Below are 22,508 nucleotides of genomic sequence, written 5' to 3' on the forward strand. Positions count from 1 at the left end.
TAATCTCAGACATTTTTCGTCTGCAGACAAACAAAAACCAAAACATTCCAACCATTCATTTTTATGCATTGGAGGATTTGATCATATGCCAGCTTTATCGGTTGGAAGTGATAACCAATATTGTCACTTTTTTGGTGCGAGTGGACATTGGCTTAAATCAAATGTTGTGCTTGTTGCGACAAGAAAGCGGTGACCCGCTCGTCCCTATTGTTTGATGTGGCTTATCGATGGTGTCTATTTAATGGCAGTCACCCTCAATAAGCGCTACCAAGCATTAAGGAGTGACTATCATGTTCCAACAAAACACTGTTCCCGTTCCAGAGCGTCGCATCCTGCGTCGGGCTGAAGTTGAAGCCAAAACCGGCTTTAAAAGAGCCCATATTTATAACCTGATGAAAGAGGGCAAGTTTCCCAAGGCGCTGCGTCTTGGCGTCCGTGCAGTAGGATGGGACTCTGCCGAAATTGATCAGTGGATCACTGATCGCCTCAAAGAACGAGCCTGACTGCTCCCCAGTCGCCAATTATCAGGAGCAGACCATGCAGGTGATTTCTGTTATTTCAACGAAAGGTGGCGTGGGTAAAACAACCATTGCAGCCAACCTGGGGAGTTTCGTCGCCGATGCCGGATTCCGCGTACTCCTACTCGATCTGGACATGCAACCCACGCTGTCCTCTTACTATGAGTTGAGCAACCGTGCCGCCGCCGGCATCTATGAGCTCCTGGCGTTCAATGAGCAGGATCTGGGGAAAATTATCTCCCGTACCGCCATTGAGTGTCTGGATATTGTGCTATCCAACGATGAACATCGTCAGTTGCACACGCTGCTACTTCACGCTCCGGACGGCAGGCTGAGGCTGCGCAACTTATTGCCTGTGTTCCAGCCACACTACGACCTCGTTGTCATTGACACGCAGGGCGCACGCACAGTCTTGCTGGAGATGGCATTACTGGCATCACAACAGGCCATTTCCCCCGTCACACCAGAAATACTTGCCGCCCGGGAGCTCCATCGTGGAACCCTGCAACTGGTCGAGGACATCGCACCTTACCGTAATCTGGGCATTACTCCCCCACCTCTACACCTGCTGATCAATCGCGTGCCAGCCGTGTCGTCCAATGCCCGCATGATCCAGAAAACCTTGCGCCTGATTTTTCAGGAGCAAGCGGGCATCCACATTCTGGACACTGAGATACCAGCAATTGAAGCGTTTCCCCGTGCAGCGACTCGCGGTCTGCCGGCGCATCGCGTTGAGCGTACCAGGCCTTATGGCCGTCAGACTCGCTCTGCGCGAGAAATCATGTGCAGCTTGGCAACCGAATTGCTGCCTCAGTGGCGTGAGCAGTTCGCACAGGTCACAGGAAAAACCAGCGGAGGGCATGCCCATGTCAAATGCCCGTGAACTGGCTAAAGGCCACAAGCAGTTACTACCGCTGATCGAATACGCGCTGCAAGAAGGCTGGGAGGTTGTGCGTACCTCTGGCGGACATCTGAAGTTCACCAAACCGGGTATGCCCCCCATTTTCACCAGTTCTACGGCCAGCGACTACCGCGCCGGGCGCAATGCACGCGCCTTGCTCCGACGCACGCAGAACCAGTTTGCCACTGACGAATCCTCTCCTGACAAGGGAGGCCACCATGCCTGATATTTCTGTACAAGACCTGACCAACAAGCTTTTGAGTGAAGGCTTCGCGAGCAAAACACCGATTACCGGAGTGTTAAGCGCACCTATTGCGGAAACCGCGATGGTTATCACACTCGACGAATTGTCCCCCTATGAGCTCGATCCACGACTGACCCGCAACCCGCTCTACGACGAGATCAAGGCCTCGATACGCGAGCGCGGACTCGACTCCCCGCCTTCCATCACTCAGCGACCAGGAGCAAAGGGCTATATCATTCGCAACGGGGGTAATACCAGACTCTCGATCCTGCGCGAACTCTGGACTGAGACCAGGAACGAACGCTTTTTCCGCATTCCATGCCTGTTCCGCCCATGGCCGGAACGCGGTGAAATCATCGCATTGACAGGGCATCTGGCTGAAAACGAACTGCACGGTGGCCTGTCATTTATTGAACGTGCCCTGGGCGTCAATAAAGCACGAGAGCTCTATGAAGAAGAGACGGGGAAGTCACTGTCACAGTCAGAGCTGGCCCGCCGCCTCAAGGCCGATGGCTACCCTGTACCCCAGCCCCATATCAGTCGCATGCAAGAGGCTATTCAATACTTGCTCCCGGCCATTCCTACGGTTCTTTATGCAGGGCTGGGAAGACATCAGGTCGAGCAGTTGACCAGCCTGCGACGTGCTGCTGAGCGGGCCTGGTCTGCTCGCAGCACCAACACGCATCGCCATATCGACTTCACCACCTTGTTCCAGGATGTATTGGTGATGTTCGACAGTACACCGGGCAATTTCAGTGTCCAGCGTGTGCAGGATGAGTTGATTGGACAAATGGCAGATCTGCTGGAGATGGAATACGACACGCTGGCATTCGAGATCACCGACGCCGATCGTCGTTGGCAGTTACTCAGCAATGAAACACCAGCGGCTGAACCTGAAGCATCGACGCTGCAAGAGAAGACGCCATTACCCGTAACGCCGCCTGGGGTCACATCCGAATCCACGCCATCCAGGAATAACGAGCCATCAACGACCAGCAAAGCGTCTGCACAACCAGCATCGCCCCCGGCAGAGCCTGCTGATCATACCCCGCAAGACAAATCTGCGACAGGAAACGACGAGCAGGCTGCACTGCTGCAACAGCATGTTGTTTCTCCTGCCGGCACCACCGAACGGCTGCTGTCGATTCAGCGGCTGGTCGCCGGCCATACTGGCGAGACCTTGCCGGACTTCGAGCGCAATGTCTTGCAATCCATCCCTATCCAGGCCGATAGCCTGTATCCAATCACCGATATCTGGCACATTGAGGCATCACTGGATGAACCTTCTCGACTACGCACCCATATTGCGCAGTTTGCCGCAGAAATCGCCCACGAAGTCGGTGCGCAAGAGGCTATTGAGCCATATGAAAACGGCATCGGATTCAGTTGCGAGTACGCCGATGACCGTGTCAACACAGATACATCAGCATCCATGGTGCTGGCACTGCTACACGCACTGAGCGCCCCCTATCTGCCCGCCATACATCCGCTTTCAGATACCACGTCTTCGATCCGGTTTGGGCTACTCGGGCATCTTTTGCAGGGGATACTGGATACAAGCAATGACGCAAACGATGCACCACAGCGGCTCAATGACAGCGCACTGGTGAAGCTGTTCCGATTGCTACGGCTGACCCGCAGGCTGATCGACATTGAGAACGGCACACAGGATGGCGGCGACGTCATTCCCGGATCATGAGGAGCACAGCCATGACTGGTCCACACCCTCTCAATCAGGCTGTCATCGCGCAAGCACTGCATGATCTGCGCAATGGTCAATTGCGCAGAGCCAAGTCCATGGGATTCGATGACACCGACCTCGATGCGCTGAAGCATCCAGCCATGGCAAGTGTGCTGGCCAACGCCAACGTGTCCTGGTGCTCCGTCGTGGTCAACCGTGATGTGCTGCGTCGGCTGCTGCATCAGGTCGATGGGGTAACCGAAGAGGTCGTCAAAATTGACAGGTTTCTGCGCCTGGGAGCCAGTACCGAGCTTATCAGCAAGTTCTTCGGGCTCACGCATCAGGAAATCGCGTTGCGCCGCAGCGTGATCGGATTGCCAAAACGCAAAGGCCGCCATCCGGTTCTGAGCGAAGAACAGGATACCAATCTGTGGCACCGCTGGTCTGCTGCTGTTAAGTCACAGCAAGTGGCACTCACTGACGATATGGACATGCTGGGTATCGCAGCGGATCTCGCTGAAGCTACAGATCTGCCGCTGTCCGTTATCTGGAGTGCCATACGCGGATGGATTGATGAAGGACAGGCCTGATGGCGGGAGGCCAGCCACGCACGAACGGTCCTGTCCGGCTGAATGAGCTGTTCGACCAGGCGTTCTCTCACCTGCAACCGCAATCTGCGAAGCCGGTTAAAGCCGCCTCATCGCCTGCGGCAACGGATGGTTTCCTCTTCAGCGGCAACCACCACGACAGCGTGCCACGGGCACTCCTGATGGACGGGCGGCTGACCCCGCTTGAACGCAACGGCTGGCAAGTCTTCCGGCTGATGCTCGCAGAAGATGGTATCACCGCGATGCCCACGTACGATCAGCTCGCTCCCTGGCTCGCCTCCATGCCGTGCGCGGCCCGAGCGTCTCATGAAACGGTCGCACGCACCCTGACGATGCTGCGCCTGACCCGATGGATCAGCCTGGTCAGGCGCAGACGTGATCCGCGCACAGGCCGCATTCTGGGCAACCTCTATGTCCTGCACGATGAACCACTCACCCCCTATGAGGCAATCCAGCTTGATGCTGACTATCTGGCGCTGGTCAGCCAGTCTCTGGTTCATGCCAGTAAGTCTGTCCAGCGTGTCGGCGTGTATACGCTACAGGAGATGTCCCAGGACGCGATGCTCAGCGGCCAGGTACTGCCAACCCGATTGCAGGTGCTGACACAGCGGCTGTCCGCACAGGGCTGGCACATGGATTCACGTTACCCACAGGATATGAACGATCACGATTCCGAAGAAGGGACAACGCCCCCTCTTCGGAATGATGGCGACCTGACTTCGGATTCCAAATCAGGCCTGAGCGCCAGCAAAATCAACACACTTCGGAATCCGAAGAGCATAAGTACAGTACCTATAAAAGAAAATAATAAAAAAATACTTACAGTACCGCGTGCGCAAGGGCTTGGGATGCTTCGTTTGCCAGAGCGCTTTATGGCACTCAAGGCTGAGCAGCAATCCGGTGCGCTGGCCGCATTGCAGTCGGTTGAACCCAATTTGCACCAATCCGTCCTTGACGAATGGGATGCCCGATGCACGACAACCACCATTCGCAACCCTGCGGGCTATCTGTTTGGCATCATCCAGAAAGCCCTGCGTGGTGATTTCCGAGCCTGGGCAGGGCAGAAAGACAACACACAGACAACGCCTGCCACCAAACCACGTGAAAACCCCGCCCCACCGCAACCGCCTGCGGCGAACAGAGATGTCGCACTGGCCCATCTGGCACGGCTGCGCAAATTGCTGGATGCCACCTGACGACATATCCATCACCATCCATGGTCGTCTATACCCTGGGTATAGCTGTACACACAGCCTTCCAGACGATACGCATACGACTCACACAAAAATAGCGACATATCGTCCACTGGCGTCCACCGTCGCCTATACCCCGGGTATAGCGGCACACATCCCCTTCCCTCGCAAGGCGTCCGGTGCCTCGCAAAACAGGCTGACCAGCAGTGCGGTTTCATGACTGACGGCCTTCCTGTTACAGCCGAAGCTGGCGACTCGTTTCACTACAGAGAGTCACATCACCATGGCCAACGAAAACAATGCCACCGAGTCCTTGCAATTGAACCTGGGGTCATTGCGCAGTGCGATGTCACTGACCCTGCATACCCACCACGCGTCGCGTATCTGGCACGGACGCGCAGCCGCAGAAGGCAAACCCGGCATCGTCGGCCTGAACGGATTTGTCTCCATCATGAACAAGCTCAAGCGCGGTGCCGAGCAGGACGATCCCTATTCCGACTGGTGGATGCTGCGCATTGAAGACAAGCTGTCGCTCACCAAAGAACAGTTCCTGAACTTGCGCCAACAAGTGGACCAGGCACTGGCTGACGTACCACCCGCGCTGAGTATTGGTGAAAACATGAATGTGCAACCCGTCAAGCTGCCGCTGTTCGTCTCTTCGCAACTGGGCTTTATGGCGGTCTATTTGCTGGCCGACTACGATGATCTTGCCCGCCGCCTGATCCTGGCTCACCACACTGCCCTGATCGACCGCTCAACCCTTGAGCGCTGGCTCAACGACGGAGCCCATGCCCTGCGCAGTCTCTTCAGTCTGGCGCAGCAATACCGCTACTCTGGCAGCCGGCGCGACGACTTTGCTGCCAACAATGCCGCAGCCCGTGCCGCAGTGGAAAAGTACGGAGAACTGCCGCAGGACGTGCTCGAAGGCACGCGTCGTTCACGCTTCGCACCACCCTTGATCCGGCGTGGGCAAACGAACATGGCGCATTCAGGCATCACACATCAAACACCCTCACACGCAGACGAACCTGCTGATGTCCCTGCCAACGCCAGTGGAAACCCAACCGAAGATGCACAGGATAGCGAGGATGACCACGCATGAGCGCATCGACACGTTTCACCCTGCTGGAACAGACCGCCTTCCAGCAGTTGGAACATGCAGGCTACCTAAAAGGCCTTTTAAAACCTTTTAAAGGTAAAGGGGCACTCGAAGTCTGGGCCAGCCAATGCGAGGCACTGCGCGACAATCTGATCGTGCTGGCGCAACGGCAGATTCTGGCACAGGCACGCAGCCATCCCTTCAACCTGCTACCCACGCAACTGGCCCAGCAAACCACTGGCGCAGGCACCACCTTTCTGCGCTGGCGCAACCTCGACCGCAGCAGTATGGGCGTAGCCCTGTGGCAAAAGATGATGGCCAATCCGGCTACGCCACCCGGACTCATCGGCGATTTACACGCAATGGAAGTCCAGCGTGCCGTGCTGAACATGCAGATTAGCCTGTTGCACACACTCGCACGCCAGGCCAGGGACTGCGCCAGCAAAGTGACCCACGCCGACGATATTTATCTGCGCCGGACAGGCCATCAGGCGGACCTAAACCCGCCCCATACAGGGGGAGACCACATGAAACATCAGGCATCGGCACAACGCCGTTGACGGTTTCAACCAGCATTGTCTTTCCAATGCGGGCATTTCACATCAAACAGGAGTCATAGACATGAGTACACATTTCAGTGGCGAGGGAAATATCGGCTCTGCGCCAGAATTCCACGAGTACCCCAACGGCAACGAAGAACCACGTCGGGTGTTGCGTCTGAACGTCTACTTCGACAACCCCGTCCCCGGCAAGAGCGGTGCCTTTGAAGATCGTGGAGGTTTCTGGCGGCCAGTTGACTGGTGGCATCGTGATGCGGAGCAATTCTCTGGACTGTTCCAGAAAGGCATGCGGGTCGTGGTTGGCGGACGTGTGGAGCGCGACGACTGGACCGATGAGAACAACAACCCGCGTACGACTTACCGTGTCAATGCACGCAGCGTTGGCATCCTCCCTTACCGAATCGAGGCCATCACCCTGAGCCCCAAGTCAGGGTCAGCAGATCCGGGGCCACAGACCGAGTAACACATCGCACTTCGGGACGATCCCAGACAGCGGGTCGTCCCCTATTCCACTGACGTCTATTGCGTTTCGCACACTCGAATACGTTGGCTCGTAATCCGCATTCTTTATCATTTTAAAATCTCCAGCCGGGAATACTCGACGGCATGATTCACGTGCCGAGAGAATTCCATGAAGCTATTTCTGTGCGAGAAGCCCTCCCAAGGCAAAGATATCGGACGAGTACTGGGGGCTACCCAACGAGGCAAGGGTTGCCTCGTTGGTGCAGGTATCACCATAACCTGGTGCATCGGTCATCTCGTTGAAGCAGCACCGCCCGATGCCTATGGCGAGCAGTACAAACGCTGGTCTATCGAGCAATTGCCCATTATCCCCGAGCGCTGGCGCGTCGACGTCAAATCCAAGACCGCCTCGCAGTTCAACGTCGTCAAAGATCTTCTGAGCAAGGCCACCGAGCTGGTCATCGCAACGGATGCTGACCGGGAAGGCGAGTTGATCGCACGTGAGATCATCGAACTGTGCGGTTATCGCGGCCCCATCCAGCGGCTCTGGTTATCGGCATTAAATGACGCGTCGATCCGCAAAGCACTGGCAACGCTCAGGCCATCAAGCGAAACCCTGCCGATGTACTTCTCGGCCTTGGCCCGTTCCCGCGCAGACTGGCTGATTGGCATGAATCTCAGTCGCCTGTTCACCGTTATGGGGCGGCAGGCCGGTTACGACGGCGTCCTCTCCGTGGGCCGGGTACAAACCCCAACGCTGAAACTGGTTGTCGATCGCGACCGCGAGATCGCATGCTTTGTCTCTGTACCGTTCTGGGCAGTCGAGACTGCACTATCGAGCGCAGGTCAATCTTTCATTGCAGCCTGGCTTGCACCAGATACAGCAACAGACGATGCCGGCCGCTGCCTGCAGGAGCCCATAGCCCGGCAGGCAGCGGAGCGCATGCGTTCAACTGGTAGCGCCCAGATCACGTCCGTCGAGACTGAACGCATGCGTGAAGGCCCACCGTTACCCTTCGATCTGGGCACGCTGCAGGAAATCTGCTCCAAACAGTTGGGGCTGGACGTGCAGGAAACCCTGGAAATCGCTCAGGCCCTGTACGAAACTCACAAAGCGACGACGTACCCGCGCTCAGACTCCGGCTATCTGCCCGACAGCATGTTCGCCGAGGTGCCCACCGTACTCGACAGTCTTCTCAAGACCGATCCTGGCCTGCGACCGCTCGTTGACCAGCTAGACCGCAACCAGCGCTCACGAGCCTGGAACGACAGCAAAGTCACGGCGCACCACGGCATCATTCCCACGCTCGAACCCGCTAACCTAGCGGCCATGAGCGACAAGGAACGGGCAGTCTATACGCTGATCCGTGCCCACTATCTGGCGCAGTTTCTGCCGCAACATGAGTTTGACCGCACCATTGCACGCTTATCCTGTGCGGGTGAAACGCTACAGGCTGTCGGCAAGCAGGTCATCGTCATCGGGTGGCGGCAGGTGCTCGCTGAGCCCAGGCCAGACGATGATGGCGAAACCACTCCGCGCAGCCAGGTTCTGCCAGCGCTGCATGAAGGTTTGTCTTGCCAGATCGCTGGAATCGACTGCAAAGCGCTCAAGACATCGCCGCCACGTCCTTATACCCAGGGCGAACTGGTCAAAGCGATGAAGGGCGTTGCCAAATTGGTCGCCGATCCGCGCCTGAAGCAAAAGCTGAAGGACACCACGGGTATCGGCACTGAGGCGACTCGCGCCAATATCATCAAAGGATTGCTTGACCGTGGCTACCTGCTGAAGAAAGGCCGTTCGGTGCGTGCCTCCGATGCAGCCTTCACACTCATCGACGCCGTTCCCGGTGCCATTGCCGACCCCGGCATGACCGCCATCTGGGAACAGGCGCTGGACATGATCGAGGCCGGTCAGCTCACTCTCGATGTCTTCATCGACAAGCAGTCAGCCTGGATCACGCAGTTGGTACAGCAGTATCGAGGAGCATCGCTGTCTATCAAGGTGCCACAGGGACACGCATGCCCAGAATGCGGCACCGCTATGCGTCAGCGTACTGGCAAGAGCGGGCCATTCTGGTCTTGCCCTCGCTATCCTGACTGCAAAGGCTCTCAGCCTGTCGACAACGGCAAACACAAACGTGCTATGCCGCGCAAACGTAACAGCAGCGCCCGGGCATCCTGAGCCGCTCTGAACCCAAAAGCCATGTCACGCCTTTTGTGATGACATGGCTCCATCCCGCGCCCATGCGGGAATCCCCGCGCACCACGCCTTCTACTGAACAGTGCGTACTTCGCTCTGCTCCGGCAGCGAGGCAGAGGGCAACTTGTCCACGGACGCACCAGACGCGTTCCCTCTTCTCCGGTACTTCCGCCGTGCTTGAAGGGTTTCCTGATGCCTTGCTTGAGAGTCCAGACATCAGGAAACCCTTCGGGGATGACGGTATTCGTTGCCGCGCCCAACGGCGAAAAACTGGGCTCCATTTGTGTGTGGATACATGCCAGAGGATTCCGGCCACAACCACGATAACGGCCGGGTGCGATTGCTGCGACAGTGAATGGTTTTGACGACGACCACATCCTGAAACAGCCCACAGGTGGTTTATTCCTACCAAGTCGGAGGCCAGCAGGTCCCCGACACTTTTTCTCCTGATTTACGACACACACGGTTGGGCCTGTGGCCCTGAACCAAAAAACAGGAGACCCCATGAACATGCAACCTACACCCCATGTACTGCAATTCGGCAGCGTCTGCAGTGGCATCGAGGCAGTCAGCCTCGCCTGGGAACCACTTGGTATGAAAGCCGCCTGGTTTTCGGAAATCGCCCCTTTCCCGTGTGCCGTGCTCGCACACCGCTACCCCCATGTGCCCAATCTCGGCGACATGACGCTCATCGCCAACCAGGTATACGCTGGCGAGGTCATCGCCCCAGATATTCTGGTTGGCGGGACACCTTGCCAGGCGTTCAGTATTGCCGGCGCACGACGGGGGCTGAACGACCCTCGCGGTGCCTTAACCCTCAGCTACGTGGAGCTTGCCAATGTCATCGACCACATCCGTCTCAAAAATCATCAGTCCCCCACCACGATCGTCTGGGAAAACGTCCCAGGCGTGCTCAGTGACCGCTCCAACGCCTTTGGCTGCCTGCTGGGCGCACTGGCCGGAGAAAGCCATGCGCTCAACCCGCCAGGGGAAAAATGGGCGCACGCAGGTCACGTGTCTGGACCCCGCCGTCGCCTTGCGTGGCGGGTGCTCGACGCCCAACACTTCGGTGTCGCCCAGCGCCGCAAGCGTGTGTTTCTTGTGGCAAGTGGTCGAGACGACCTCGATCCCTGCGAAGTACTTTTTGAGCGCGACAGCGTGCGCGGGCATTCTTCTGCGAGCAGCTCGCCGTGGCAAGAGGCTGCCCGTAATGCTGGAGCAGGCCCTGCGACAGCAAGCGACTATTCCGGATTGAGTCCCTACGGCAAGGCTGTCACGACATTCAGTTTCGCTGGCGGTACAGGGCCTGCCAACGTGGCGGCCTGCCTGATGGCAGCCGGTTCCAAGCATGACATCTGCACCGAGAACTTCCTGGTGCAGTGTATGGCAGGCCCCCTCAGCCATACACTGAACACGGCAGCGCATGGCAAAAATTACAGGGAAGATGGTGCCAACCAAGGTATCCCGATGATGGCCTTTACCGCTCAGGACTATGGCGCGGATGCCGTAAAAGACGTCACCCCGACATTGCGTACCCGGGCCTGGCCTGCCATCGCCTTTGCACAGAACGGGCGTGGCGAACTGCGCCTGGAATCGGGTCATGGCCAGATCGCTGGCACGCTGCTCGCCAGCGGCGGAAAGCCCGGTCAGGGAATGCCAACCGTATTCAGCGTCACCCCGCCTGACGCGCACTTCCATTACACGCCGCTTGAGCATGATGGAGAAAACTGGCAGCAATGGAAGGTCAGGCGGTTAATGCCCGTCGAATGCGAACGCTTGCAGGGCATGCCGGATGGCTGGACGCTGGTGCCATATCGCGGCGGCAAACCGGCTGCTGATACCCCCCGCTACAAAGCGATCGGCAACTCCATGGCCGTACCCTGCGTGGCCTGGCTGGGTCAGCGTCTGCTCCAGGCATTGCAGACACCCAAGTGACATCGCGCTAACCAATACGGGCACGTCCTGATGCGTGTTGTTCCACACACACGCACCGTTGCCACGTCATGCTGAATACATGTTCGCTGGCGTAGCTGGCAACATCCCAGGCAGTCAAGGCCATCAAGACTGCGACACGCCGACGGTGTGTTGGCTTTCGTTATTTTCTCATTCCACCCATAGGGGCTCTCCTCCCTTGTGGCTGGGGAGCTCCTTTTTTTGGAGACTTTCCCATGGATCATCAAACCATTCGCAATCAGATGCAGTCATTGGTGCGTGACCACGTTCCTTCCAATGCCCGCAGTTTCAGGTTCAACATTTTTGACGGCCAGCCCAAGGTGTCGACACTGGGCTTTCACATTGATCCCAAGCCTTTTGAAGGAAAGATCATCGCCAGGACGGAGGATGCCATTGTCGTCAAGACGGGCAGAATCGAGTTCGCCGTGCTTGACCGGACGCTCGTGACCGAAGATCCCGACGAAGGAGCCAGGGTGCAGGTCGAACCCTACGCACGGCATCGGTTCGACGGTCTTCGCGCAGACACCCCCGAAGAGCGCACCGAATACACCGCTGATGGCACGCCCTACAAGCTCCAGACGTATGTACTCGGCTCCGCCCCCACCAAACTGCCGATCCCGCAACCCCGCTGCCCGGAGTTACAGGAACTGATCAGGCAACTGGAGGAGCTGCCGGCACCGGATGGTTTTCGTCGGATTACGCATCTGCTGGTTGATGCGGGTGCGCGAGATTTCACCTGGGTTGATCCACTGCCCAAGGACATCATCGCTACACCACCAGCTATCAGCTTCAACACAAGCACGGCGAAATTCAATGGCCGCGTCACTGTGCAATACGAACGCGCCGACGACCTCTATGCCGTCGTGCTGAGCCACGATGGAGAGTTGGTCGAACGGGTTGACGGTGTGTTCTTCGATACCCTCGGAGACGTATTGCTCAGGCTGATCGACGATGGCAGTTGGCGTCGCATACGTGTGCGCACCATTCAAAAGCCGCTGCGGCGCAAGTCATGACGCGACAGACAGCCCGTCTATACGGCAGGTTATCTGACCAGCCCCGTTTACTTACCGCGCCTCTACCGGGATACGCACCAATCCCCCGCCCCGGACAACGCTTCTTCACTGTGTTGCCCGGCATACCATCCTCTCAGGAGTAACGTGTATGACTTTACGCTTCAAAGGAGCCGAATTGCGGCCCGTCATCGCCGAAGCGGTTGCCAATCAGTGCCGCATCATTCTGGTCAAGGATCAGGGTGTTTACTGGCTCGCCGAGCATGGTGAACGCCATCCCGATGGGCGTCAAAAGCTGATCGCCTACGCGATTGGCTGCAACCCTGACGTTGCGCCCTTCGACGACTGGTGGGAGCGCTCACGCGCTGAGTTCGGTGGCGACGACTTTGGCGAATTTTTCGAACCTGGTGACAGGGTGTTTACCGGCATCCTGGATGGTGCCGGCGATCTCGAAGTGTCCGCTACCGCAACACAGATTTTCCTGCAAGTTGTCGCGACAAACTCCGATAGCCACTGACTCTCGTCCTCCGTAGCCCCCTGATGGGGGCTTCTTTCCTCTCACGCCAGCATCTCCGCAACTGACGCGCATTCGTCTCAGCCCACGACGGGCCATTCCACCAGCGATACCCTGGAGACGCCCCCATGCGCGACCCGTTCAAGATTGACACCCCGACCTGCATCAGTTTTTCCGGTGGCCGCACCAGTGCCTATATGCTGTGGCGCGTTTTACAGGCCAACTGCGGCCTGCCTGCCGATACCGTTGTCTGCTTCGCCAACACGGGCAAAGAAGTCGAAGCTACCCTGCGCTTCGTGCGCGACTGCGCCACACATTGGAAAATCCCTATCCTCTGGCTCGAATATCAGGACGCCGAACCGGGGTTCACGCAGGTCGACTTCGCGACTGCCAGCCGCCAGGGTGAGCCTTTCGAGGCATTGATCCGTAAGCGCCAATACCTGCCTAACCCCGTTGCTCGGGGCTGCACCACCAGCCTGAAAATCCGGCCGATGCATAAATACCTGCGCAGCCTCGGCTGGACGGAATGGGATCAATTCATTGGCATCCGCGCCGACGAACAACGGCGTGTCGCCAAAATCCGGGCGCGTGGTCACTCCACGGAATCAAGCCATGAAATGATGTGCATGCCATTGGCCGATGCACACATCAGCGTCTACGAGGTCAGTGCGTTCTGGCAGGCACAGCCTTTCGATCTGGAACTGTTGACCGTGAAAGGCCGCACACTCGAAGGCAACTGCGATTTGTGCTTCCTCAAGCCACAAGGGCAGCGACTGGCCCTCATCAAGGCCAGACCGGAAGCCGCCATATGGTGGATGCGCATGGAATCACTGAATCTGGCCAGCAAAGCCAGTGGCACACGGTTTCGTATTGACGGTCCCAGCTATGCCGATCTGGCGCGCTTCGCCGCAAACCAGGGTGATCTGTTCGACTCAACCGAAGATGCGGTGGCCTGTTTTTGTGGCGATTAAATCGCGCCGCAGGAGAGATTTCACCTGATTGACTTCGGTCTGTTCTGATCAGGTGCCCCTTGGATAACGGTTAGGACAGCAACAACTGCTCCTGCGTTTTGCCTGCCGCGAGCGCCTCTTTGAACCAGTTCGGCTGCTTGCCTCGACCACTCCAGGTCAGGCTTGGGTTATCAGGATGCGCATATTTGGGAGCCACAGGATTTTTTACCCGAGGACTGGGCTTAGAGTTCGGGAAGACCTGCTCCAGCTCCAGATTTTCACCTTCCAGCAACTGCAGAATTTTCTCGCGAACGGCCTTGACGCGTTCACGTTCTCCCTTGACCAGTTGATCCTGTGCGGATGCGATCAGGTTCTTCAATTCGGCTGCGGACAGCGCCTGCAAATCAATCGACATTATTTCTCCCTCCATGGGTGATGCAGAAAGTCGTTAAGTACGCGTTTGTACCACGACTGCCATTTCCAGAGGAATGGCATCTCAAAAATAGGGAACGGCTCCAGTTCATATTTCTCGTCGCGCCGGCGTGGAGGCGCGGGCAGTCTGTCCGCATGTTTTGCTGACGTTGTCAGCGACATGCCACGCAACCACGGTCCCCAAGGTTGCGGTGCGGCAAAAACCGCATGACCGAGCCAGTTCGCACAGCATCCTCACGCGAACGACCACCGGTTTACCGGTAGTGGATGCATCCGCCTTATCAACCCATCGCGGGGTGACACACCCTCGCCATCGGGCCTGGTGTGTCTCCGCTTCATTTTCAATGGAGATTTCACCATGGCTCATTCTACTTCAGGCGAAAAGGCCTATTTCGATCTGCACACTGAAGGTTACGGTCGTCTGCAGCGTGTACGGGAAGTTCCCGTGCGGGGTGGCCGACGTGCTCAACCCTTCCTGGCCTGCACCATCGCCGCGCTGGTCGGCTCCGCCAAAGAACCGGCCACCCGCTATTTTGATGTCAAAGTCACAGGTGCCGAGGCTAAAAAACTGGTCGAACACTATGTCGGCATTGATGATCCAAAGCAGCGTCCGATGATCAAGTTCCGGCTGGGGGATCTGTGGAGTGATGCATTCATTCGCCCCAGCGGTGAGCGCAAGGGTGAACCGGCAGCCAGCCTCAAGGGACGACTCTTGAAGGCTGAACTGATCGACCCTGTTGCATTGCACATAATCGAACAGTACGAGCTGGTCACTCGGGGCATTGGCTACCTCAATCGGCCCAAAGATGTCACACCGAAGAACGGTGACCCGTTCCTCGCATGCACCCTCGGTGCGCTGGCCGGGCCTGTCGAAGAACCGGAGTATCGGTACATCAACACCATAGTGACCACACCGGAGGCTCAACATCTGGTGCGCCGTTGCGTGCAGGCCGTCGAGGCTGAGCGCAAGGTTCTGGTGGCCTTTCGTCTCAACGACATGAAAGCTGATCCGTACCTTCGCACGAAGGGCGAGCATGCCGGTGAGCCGGCAGCGAGTCTGGAGTCCAAGCTAATCCATATTGGCCTGATCAAGATCGATGGCCAATTGGTCTATCCCACTGCCAGTCAGACTCCCTCTTCCGGGCACGCCACGGCGGCATCCACTGAGTCAGACAGTCCTGATAACAGCGTGGATATGCCGTCTACGACACCCGGCACAGCCGAACCTGAAGCGCAATCCTCGGTAGAAGAAGAGCCCGCTCTCGCCACGTCACACTAAGCCGATCGACAGGACCTCACAGTGGGGTCTTGTCTCTTTTTCAGGTCTGTCGGCAATACAACGCATCTCAGGAGATTCATCATGGCTACAGCAGCCGTTCAATCCGCTCCCCCCATCATCGTTCGCGGCCAACTCGCAATCCGCACAATATCCGGTCGTAATGGCCGATTCACTGTTGGTCGTCTCACCACCCACCTTGGGCTGTTCCATGTCAAAGATCCCGAACTGGAGCAGTATCCCGAAGGGAAATATGAGGGTGAGTTTGCGATTCGATATATTTATCCGAAAGCCTATCCTGTCGGCGACGGCATGCGATTCGAAATCCGGGCCAACCTGGATGGCATGACCTTGTCTGGTATCGACAAACTCAGCAAAGCAGAGGCTCGCGCCTTCGCCACGCAGGATGTCGATCCGCTTGATGAGGAATCGGGTACTCAACCCGTACCCACGCCAACCGCAACATCCAAATCCAAGGCCAGGCCTGCCCCTGTGCAAGCCACCCAGGACCCACTGGTCGACACCACGCCATTCGGCGTCGATGCGCCCTCCGCGACTGTAGCGGCCTCGGACAATCCCGATAGCGATGATGCTGCATTGTTCGGCATCCTCTGGCCGCTGGGTGAGTCGGTGAAGCTGGACGCAACCATTGACCGTCGCACGTTGCGCCTGCAAGTCGCGCGGTTGAGCCAGTTGAGCTATGTGTTCGACGCCACGGCCCAGCAGTGGAACCGTCAGTCTGAATCCCTGGTGACCTGATTCCTCCAGCCACCGCTGCGCGCTTTTCCCATCCTTCGGGGCAACACGGCCCCAAGGGCAGTGTTGCCCCTCAATTTTTTATTGAGGACACCACCATGCCCGAATCTTCATTACAGCAACCGTTGTTCCGTATCGACGAATGTACTGACCTGATGGCTGATGCCTGCGTCTGCCGCGAGAATGGCGATCTGGTCTTTGTCTCAATCTGGGCGCGGGATACTGCCATCCAGCAATTTATCGCACGACTCACACTGGGCCGCGATGACGATGGGCTGAACCAGTTTCACCTCATCACAGAGCACGGCGGCTCTGTGCCAGTGTTCATCCCTTCGGTCGAACGCCTTGAAAAGCGCCTGACCCGCAACTATCGCCGCACACTGTTTGGATCGCTCACCAACCTGTGGCTATTCGACCAGCGTTGCATCTGCCCTGACAAGAGCACAGCCAGCGCACTGGCACTATTGCCGCGCTCTGCTGCTGAACCGACTGTTCGCTTGTGGCAACTCGTCAAAGATACATGTCCGCTGCCGCTGCTCGACCACTGGCAAACGCCGGTGCTGGAGTGGCTGCGCAGCCGCGACATGCTCCATGAGCTACCGGTCGCCCTCGGGCCACTGCGGGGCTTTCGCCTTGGACTGGACGTGCCAGCGCTCACCGACGCGCTGGGCGAGCTTATCCGCGACGGTGTTCTCACAGCCTATCCATACCCGTCACAGATCTGGACACCGCACGCGGTGGTCTGATCGTTCCACAGCAGGCACTGCCTTACCAGGCACCTGCACGTTCTTTCATCACCGCCAGACAGGAGAACCCTATGGCACTCATGTTTCCCCGGCTCGCCAGAAATTTTGCCAAAAATGGCTATTACCCTACCGATGAGTCCACGCTCGAACGGACACTCGACGCACTGGCTCCCGGCAATGAGCCCATGTGCATTATTGACCCTTGTGCCGGCGAAGGCGTTGCGATTGCCGAAGCCGCCCATGCCCTCGGGCTTGATCACACCCGTTCGTACGCTGTCGAGTACGATCAGGAGCGCGCCAGCCATGCACGGTTGTTGGTCGATCACTGCATCCATGCCGACCTGATGGATACCCTCATCTCGCGTCAGGCATTCGGCTTGCTTTGGCTCAATCCACCGTACGGCGACTTATCCAGAGATGCCAACGGCAATATCGGCTACGACGGTAAAGGCCGGCCCCGACTGGAAAAGCTGTTCTACCAGCGGACGCTGCCCTTGCTGCAGTACCACGGCATTCTCGTTTTTATCATTCCGTTCTATGTGCTCGATCAGGAAATGGTGGGCTGGCTCACACGCCACTTCGCCGACCTGCAAATCTTCCGTGCGGTAGATACACAGTTCAAGCAAGTGGTGCTGTTCGGTCGTCGCATTCGCCAACGTGATCTGGCGAGTGAAGACGTGAAATCCACCCGCGCCCGGTTGTTGCAAATTGGGCAGGGAGAGCAAGACGCAGAGGAATTGCCGCCCGAGTGGACGTCGCTTCCCTATATCGTGCCAGGCACCCAGGCCGAACCCGAGCATTTTTATCGCATCAGCATGGAGCCGATGCAGTTCGCCGAAGAAGTACAGCGTCTGCGAGGTTTGTGGCCGGCGTTCGAGACTCACCTCGGTGCTGCGCAGCAATCGCTGCGTGCGCCTGCTCGGGCTTTATCTGAATGGCACCTGGCATTAGCCCTGGCGGCGGGTGCGATCTCCGGTGTCGTGCAGTCCCAAAGCGGCCGCACGCTTGCCGTCAAGGGCGACACCTACAAGCAGAAAGCGACGAGCACCGAGTATTGCGAACGCGATGACGGTTCAATCGCCGAAACGCGCATTCTCACCGATAAGTTCGTGCCCGTCATCAGAGCATGGGACCTGTCTCCCGACTCAGCCACGCTGGGACGGATTCTCACCATCCATTAATCCCCGCAAGGGGAAGCAGTATCACCTACACACTGCTGGCCACTGAACCCGAGTTCAACACCAGCTCATTTCTCTTACCCATCGGGGCATACATCGCCCCTGGGCGGTGCATGCCCCATTTTTTGGAGCATCACCATGAGCATACAAATCGAAGCGGCTCCTGCCGTCACGCCATCGCCCGAGACAGGCGATCTGTTCGACCCTGCGAACGACGAACTCTCTATCAGTCTGCAGGATTTTGTCAGCGAGTTCGGGGATGAGTTGCTCGACTCTCTCAACCGGGCCAATCCACCAGTCTACAACGGTGTGCCACGTGCAAACCGACAACGCATTCTCGCCAGTCTCAAGCGACAGTTGTTCCCCGCCCAGGCCGAGGTCGTGCATGCAGCGGCCGAGTTGCTCGTCAACCAGGGCGAGCGCGCGGCCATCGTCAATGGTGAGATGGGGACGGGAAAAACCACCGTCGGCATCGCGCTGGCGGCGGTACTCAATGCGGAAGGCTATCGCCGCACACTCGTCCTCAGCCCACCACACCTGGTCTATAAATGGCGGCGGGAGATTCTCGAAACCGTCACAGGAGCCAGAGTCTGGGTGCTCAACGGCCCGGACACGCTGCTCAAACTGATCAAGCTGCGCGAGCAACTGAACGTACCAGCCGATGGACAGGAATTTTTCATCATTGGCCGTGTGCGCATGCGAATGGGCTTCCACTGGAAGCCCGCGTTCGTTCGCAAACGCACCCGTCACGGCACCGTTGGGCTTTGTCCACACTGCGGCACCATGGTTAACACCCTTGATGGCGAGCCAGTCAGCGCACTGGAACTCGACGCTGAAGAAGTGCGTCGCAAATGTGGCGTTTGCAAAAGTGCTCTCTGGACACTGATGCGACCTCGCAGTTTGTCAGGCAGCGATCAATCCGCAGCAGTACTGCGGGCGCTGAAACGCATTCCGACCATTGGTGAAGCCACGGCGGCCAAGCTGATGAAGACCTTCGGCGATTCATTCCTGGCCTCGATGCTTGGGGACAACTTCCACCAGTTCATCAACCTGATGGACAACCGGGGGGAGTTGGTCTTTTCAGACCGGCAGGCTCAGCGCATGGAACGCGCCATGTCGAGTATGGAGTTCGGCTTCGGTGAGGGCGGCTATCAACCCAGCGAATTTGTGAAGCGGTATCTGCCGCAAAGCACGTTCGATTTGCTCATCGCTGACGAAGCCCACGAGTACAAGACAGGCGGTTCCGCACAGGGTCAGGCCATGGGCGTTATTGCGGCCAAAACCCGCAAAACGTTGCTGCTCACCGGCACGCTGATGGGTGGCTACGCTTCCGATCTCTTTTATCTGCTGTTCCGGGCACTGCCCGGACGTATGATCGAAGACGGCTACCGACCGAGTACCAACGGCAGCATGAACACTGCGGCCATGGCATTCATGCGGGATCATGGCGTCCTCAAGGACATCTATTCCGAGAGCGACGGCCCGGCCCACAAGACTGCAAAAGGTTCGAAGGTCACCGTCAGAACCGTCAAAGCGCCGGGGTTCGGCCCCAAGGGCGTGCTGCGCTGCGTTCTGCCCTTCACGATTTTCCTCAAACTCCGGGATATTGGTGGCGTACTGCCCTCGTATGACGAAGAGTTCAGGGAAGTCGAGATGGATGCCGAGCAAAGTGATACCTACAGCAAGCTCGCTGCCAGCCTGACGAGTCAGCTCAAGGAAGCCCTGCGTAAGCGGGACACCACCTTGCTGGGCGTGGTGCTCAATGTGCTGTTGGCCTGGTCTGACTGCTGCTTTCGTACCGAAACCGTGCGCCACCCGCGCACGCGAGAGGTACTGGCATTCACCCCGGCCCAGTTCAACGAGCTGCAGGTGATGCCCAAGGAGCGGGAACTGATCGACATCTGCAAGCAGGAGAAGGCAGAGGGGCGCAAGATCCTGGCCTACTCCGTCTACACAGGCACGCGAGATACCACCAGCAGGCTGAAAATGCTGTTGGAGCAAGAAGGTTTTCGGGTTGCGGTATTGCGCACCAGCGTCGATGCCAGCCGCCGTGAAGACTGGATTGCAGAACAGCTCGACAGAGGAATTGATGTCCTCATCACCAACCCGGAGCTTGTCAAAACAGGGCTGGATCTTCTGGAGTTCCCCACGATTGTGTTCATGCAATCAGGGTACAACGTGTACACACTGCAGCAGGCCGCACGACGCTCCTGGCGTATCGGCCAGAAGCAGCCTGTAAAGGTGATCTACCTGGGGTATGCAGCCACATCGCAGATGACGTGCCTGGCCCTGATGGCGAAGAAGATTCTGGTCTCTCAGAGCACGTCGGGAGACGTTCCTGAGTCAGGATTGGATGTGCTTAATCAAGATGGCGACTCTATTGAAGTCGCCCTGGCCCGGCAACTTGTCGCGGCTTGATGTTCTTGTTTGCCGGTATCCCGCAAGGATGCCGGTTTTTTTCACATGACACGTTGCGCTGCGGTGGTGAAAACTGCCCAGAGACAGCGTGCTTGTTCGTCGTAGTAGCCTATTCCTTCGCGCACCATTTAAAACAAAGAAGGCACAACACCAGATGCAAAGGAAGATGCTTGTTTTCGACCTTTTGCAGTCACTGGAATCTATCCGCTTAGATACTATGAGAACAAACGGTGTACCGTTTTATTTAGGTATGGTCAAATTGCCGCAGGCCACGTGAAAAAAGAGAAAATATGAATAGGAAAGGTATTAGGCGCAAAATGACTGATGTAGAACTTTGCATCGACCTTGTACCGGCAGCAGGGGATGCATACCGCCGCGCTTTAGACGTGATGACGGCCTATCCAGACTATGCGAAAACAAACTTCCGAATCGTAGTCGAACACTTGACGCAAAAGCTAGGCGAGCATTCTGGCATTGATCTGGAGAATTCAGACCTTTTTAACTCCATTCAAGAGTTGTCCAAATGCCAGATCATCGACCATAACTTGCGCACTGAGCTACATAGAATCCGTCAGCTTGGAAATGAAGTGGTTCATGCCAAGCTAACAAATGGCGATGTAAATGGTGGTGGAGAGGATACCAGTAAAGCAAGAGGTGCTGGTAATTTGGAAAGCGCACTTTCTGCCCGTAAAACGCTAGTGGGAATCTTCGAAAGTGTTTTTCTCTTGGTTAACAAAGGTGAGGAGTTGCCAGAGATAACAATCGTGGACATCGGCGACATCATCAATAGTCAGCAAACGCTTTGGAAAGCTATTTCATCAGTGAACTTCGAGGCAAAGATGGCTGCGGGCTTGATTCTGGAGGCACAATCATTGGCTCCCTTGCCCAAAGGAGTATTAATCATAGCGAATAGCCAATACGCGCATAAGCAAACAACTCAAAAAATGGCGGCAGAGCTGTACTGGGCTGCATGCGTGATCAGCGCTGGAGCTGATTTAAAAAGCCAGATCGAGATTCACAAAATGGGCGGGGAAGAGGCATTTCTGTTTAAACACGCAAATACAGAAGCATTATTTCGGTATTCTCAGCTTACTTTTTACCAGTCAAAAGGCGAGGAAAGCCAGAAACGCGGCGTTAAAGCCTTGGAGGCCGCAGCTAAGCGAGGCTATACCGATGCTCTGCCTGAATACGGTAATTGGCTACGTGAGGAAAGCAAGTTCGTTGAGTCCTTTGGCTTTTTTTCACATGCCTTGAAAAAAGGGAAAATCTCGGCACATGCAGGACTTGGGTTGCTGTATCTGGAAAAATCCTACTCCGACTATTCTCAAAATCTGGCTGAACAAAGCTTTATAAATGGCATTAATAGCGGAGACGAACACTGCAAATACCTGCTTGGACGGTTCCTCTATGAAGGCAAAGAGCTTGTTCAGGACAAAGAGCGCGGTAAAGCGCTTTTAAAAGCAGCTGCGGAAGCGGGTCATGAATCAGCGGCGCATTACTTCAATCTTGCTGTAGATGACAAACTTCACAAAGAATTACAGGCACATTTCTTAGACATATTACTCAGCATGCCAAAACAACCTGAAAGACCAAAGCAAGGGAGAAATGACTCCTGTGCTTGCAAATCAGGTAAAAAGTACAAGAGATGCTGTGGTGCCTAACGCAGCCGGATTGATCGAAATCATCGTGGATGGCTGCGTCTGGCTGAAAGCTATCGATTGTTTCTGGCTGCTTTCGGCCATATATAAGCAACCATTCGAGCGGGGCTCTTTGCCACTCTCAGGATTAATCGAAACGATCAACCCGTGC

21 protein-coding genes are annotated in these 22,508 nt (G+C 56.8%); 20 read left to right on the forward strand and 1 reads right to left on the reverse strand.

Translation table 11 applies throughout. The features are described from left to right. Positions 1 to 290: 290 nt before the first annotated feature. The 14 genes from LCF41_RS19030 to LCF41_RS19095 all read left to right on the forward strand — a co-directional run bounded on the left by LCF41_RS19030 (position 291) and on the right by LCF41_RS19095 (position 13,914). The gene (locus LCF41_RS19030; protein WP_039325633.1) at positions 291 to 503 is read left to right on the forward strand and encodes an AlpA family transcriptional regulator; all 213 of its coding nucleotides are present in this window, start codon (positions 291 to 293) and stop codon (positions 501 to 503) included. Between the two features lie 34 nt (positions 504 to 537). Beyond that, positions 538 to 1,401 carry a ParA family protein gene (locus LCF41_RS19035; RefSeq protein WP_225085902.1) on the forward strand — a complete coding sequence of 288 codons (864 nt, stop codon included), beginning with the start codon at positions 538 to 540 and terminating at the stop codon, positions 1,399 to 1,401. Next, a complete protein-coding gene (locus LCF41_RS19040) occupies positions 1,385 to 1,645 on the forward strand; it encodes a type II toxin-antitoxin system HicA family toxin (RefSeq protein WP_040031768.1) in 261 nt (86 codons plus the stop codon). Before LCF41_RS19035 ends, LCF41_RS19040 begins: the two co-directional genes overlap by 17 nt. After that, a complete protein-coding gene (locus LCF41_RS19045) occupies positions 1,638 to 3,362 on the forward strand; it encodes a ParB family protein (protein WP_225085903.1) in 1,725 nt (574 codons plus the stop codon). Before LCF41_RS19040 ends, LCF41_RS19045 begins: the two co-directional genes overlap by 8 nt. Positions 3,363 to 3,373: 11 nt before the next feature. Further along, the gene (locus tag LCF41_RS19050) at positions 3,374 to 3,934 is read left to right on the forward strand and encodes a DUF2857 domain-containing protein (protein WP_130637083.1); all 561 of its coding nucleotides are present in this window, start codon (positions 3,374 to 3,376) and stop codon (positions 3,932 to 3,934) included. Beyond that, positions 3,934 to 5,148 carry an STY4528 family pathogenicity island replication protein gene (locus LCF41_RS19055; RefSeq protein ID WP_225085904.1) on the forward strand — a complete coding sequence of 405 codons (1,215 nt, stop codon included), beginning with the start codon at positions 3,934 to 3,936 and terminating at the stop codon, positions 5,146 to 5,148. Before LCF41_RS19050 ends, LCF41_RS19055 begins: the two co-directional genes overlap by 1 nt. 280 nt (positions 5,149 to 5,428) lie before the next feature. Then, on the forward strand, positions 5,429 to 6,247 hold the full coding sequence (locus LCF41_RS19060) for a PFL_4669 family integrating conjugative element protein (RefSeq protein WP_225085905.1): 819 nt from the start codon (positions 5,429 to 5,431) through the stop codon (positions 6,245 to 6,247). Next, positions 6,244 to 6,804, forward strand: coding sequence for a DUF3158 family protein (locus LCF41_RS19065; protein WP_225085906.1), 561 nt, complete (start codon positions 6,244 to 6,246; stop codon positions 6,802 to 6,804). The genes LCF41_RS19060 and LCF41_RS19065 overlap by 4 nt, the downstream gene beginning before the upstream one ends. Positions 6,805 to 6,865: 61 nt before the next feature. After that, the gene (locus tag LCF41_RS19070; RefSeq protein WP_044202807.1) at positions 6,866 to 7,267 is read left to right on the forward strand and encodes a single-stranded DNA-binding protein; all 402 of its coding nucleotides are present in this window, start codon (positions 6,866 to 6,868) and stop codon (positions 7,265 to 7,267) included. A gap of 168 nt (positions 7,268 to 7,435) precedes the next feature. After that, positions 7,436 to 9,448: a DNA topoisomerase III gene (locus LCF41_RS19075; protein ID WP_225085907.1), complete on the forward strand. Its 2,013-nt coding sequence runs from the start codon at positions 7,436 to 7,438 to the stop codon at positions 9,446 to 9,448. A gap of 522 nt (positions 9,449 to 9,970) precedes the next feature. Then, the gene (locus tag LCF41_RS19080) at positions 9,971 to 11,401 is read left to right on the forward strand and encodes a DNA cytosine methyltransferase (RefSeq protein ID WP_225085908.1); all 1,431 of its coding nucleotides are present in this window, start codon (positions 9,971 to 9,973) and stop codon (positions 11,399 to 11,401) included. A 233-nt stretch (positions 11,402 to 11,634) separates the two neighbouring features. Then, positions 11,635 to 12,432, forward strand: coding sequence for a GTPase (locus LCF41_RS19085; protein WP_225085909.1), 798 nt, complete (start codon positions 11,635 to 11,637; stop codon positions 12,430 to 12,432). 148 nt (positions 12,433 to 12,580) lie between these two features. After that, positions 12,581 to 12,946 (forward strand): DUF3085 domain-containing protein, encoded by a 366-nt coding sequence (locus LCF41_RS19090; RefSeq protein ID WP_103182588.1) that lies wholly within the window; start codon positions 12,581 to 12,583, stop codon positions 12,944 to 12,946. Between the two features lie 194 nt (positions 12,947 to 13,140). Further along, entirely contained in the window at positions 13,141 to 13,914 is a 774-nt protein-coding gene (locus LCF41_RS19095) for a phosphoadenosine phosphosulfate reductase domain-containing protein (RefSeq protein WP_250160541.1), read from the forward strand. 70 nt (positions 13,915 to 13,984) lie between these two features. Here the strand turns inward: LCF41_RS19095 and LCF41_RS19100 are convergent, their stop codons facing one another. Beyond that, positions 13,985 to 14,308, reverse strand: coding sequence for an H-NS histone family protein (locus LCF41_RS19100; RefSeq protein ID WP_048255716.1), 324 nt, complete (start codon positions 14,306 to 14,308; stop codon positions 13,985 to 13,987). 375 nt (positions 14,309 to 14,683) lie between these two features. On the opposite strand from LCF41_RS19100, the gene LCF41_RS19105 reads away from it, so the two are divergent. From LCF41_RS19105 to LCF41_RS19130, 6 genes are all read left to right on the forward strand, one after another. After that, positions 14,684 to 15,604, forward strand: a complete 921-nt coding sequence (locus tag LCF41_RS19105) for a DUF3577 domain-containing protein (protein ID WP_225085911.1) — start codon at positions 14,684 to 14,686, stop codon at positions 15,602 to 15,604. Positions 15,605 to 15,685: 81 nt separating this feature from the next. Next, entirely contained in the window at positions 15,686 to 16,360 is a 675-nt protein-coding gene (locus LCF41_RS19110) for a DUF3275 family protein (RefSeq protein ID WP_048255714.1), read from the forward strand. Between the two features lie 95 nt (positions 16,361 to 16,455). After that, positions 16,456 to 17,103 (forward strand): hypothetical protein, encoded by a 648-nt coding sequence (locus LCF41_RS19115; RefSeq protein WP_225085912.1) that lies wholly within the window; start codon positions 16,456 to 16,458, stop codon positions 17,101 to 17,103. Positions 17,104 to 17,174: 71 nt separating this feature from the next. Continuing rightward, positions 17,175 to 18,284: a DUF6094 domain-containing protein gene (locus tag LCF41_RS19120; protein ID WP_225085913.1), complete on the forward strand. Its 1,110-nt coding sequence runs from the start codon at positions 17,175 to 17,177 to the stop codon at positions 18,282 to 18,284. A 135-nt stretch (positions 18,285 to 18,419) separates the two neighbouring features. Further along, positions 18,420 to 20,699, forward strand: coding sequence for a helicase-related protein (locus tag LCF41_RS19125; RefSeq protein ID WP_225085914.1), 2,280 nt, complete (start codon positions 18,420 to 18,422; stop codon positions 20,697 to 20,699). A gap of 317 nt (positions 20,700 to 21,016) precedes the next feature. After that, positions 21,017 to 22,360: a DUF4145 domain-containing protein gene (locus LCF41_RS19130; RefSeq protein WP_225085915.1), complete on the forward strand. Its 1,344-nt coding sequence runs from the start codon at positions 21,017 to 21,019 to the stop codon at positions 22,358 to 22,360. Positions 22,361 to 22,508 lie beyond the last annotated feature (148 nt).

Origin of the sequence: Pectobacterium colocasium, from assembly GCF_020181655.1 — a bacterium.
Lineage (GTDB): Bacteria > Pseudomonadota > Gammaproteobacteria > Enterobacterales > Enterobacteriaceae > Pectobacterium > Pectobacterium colocasium.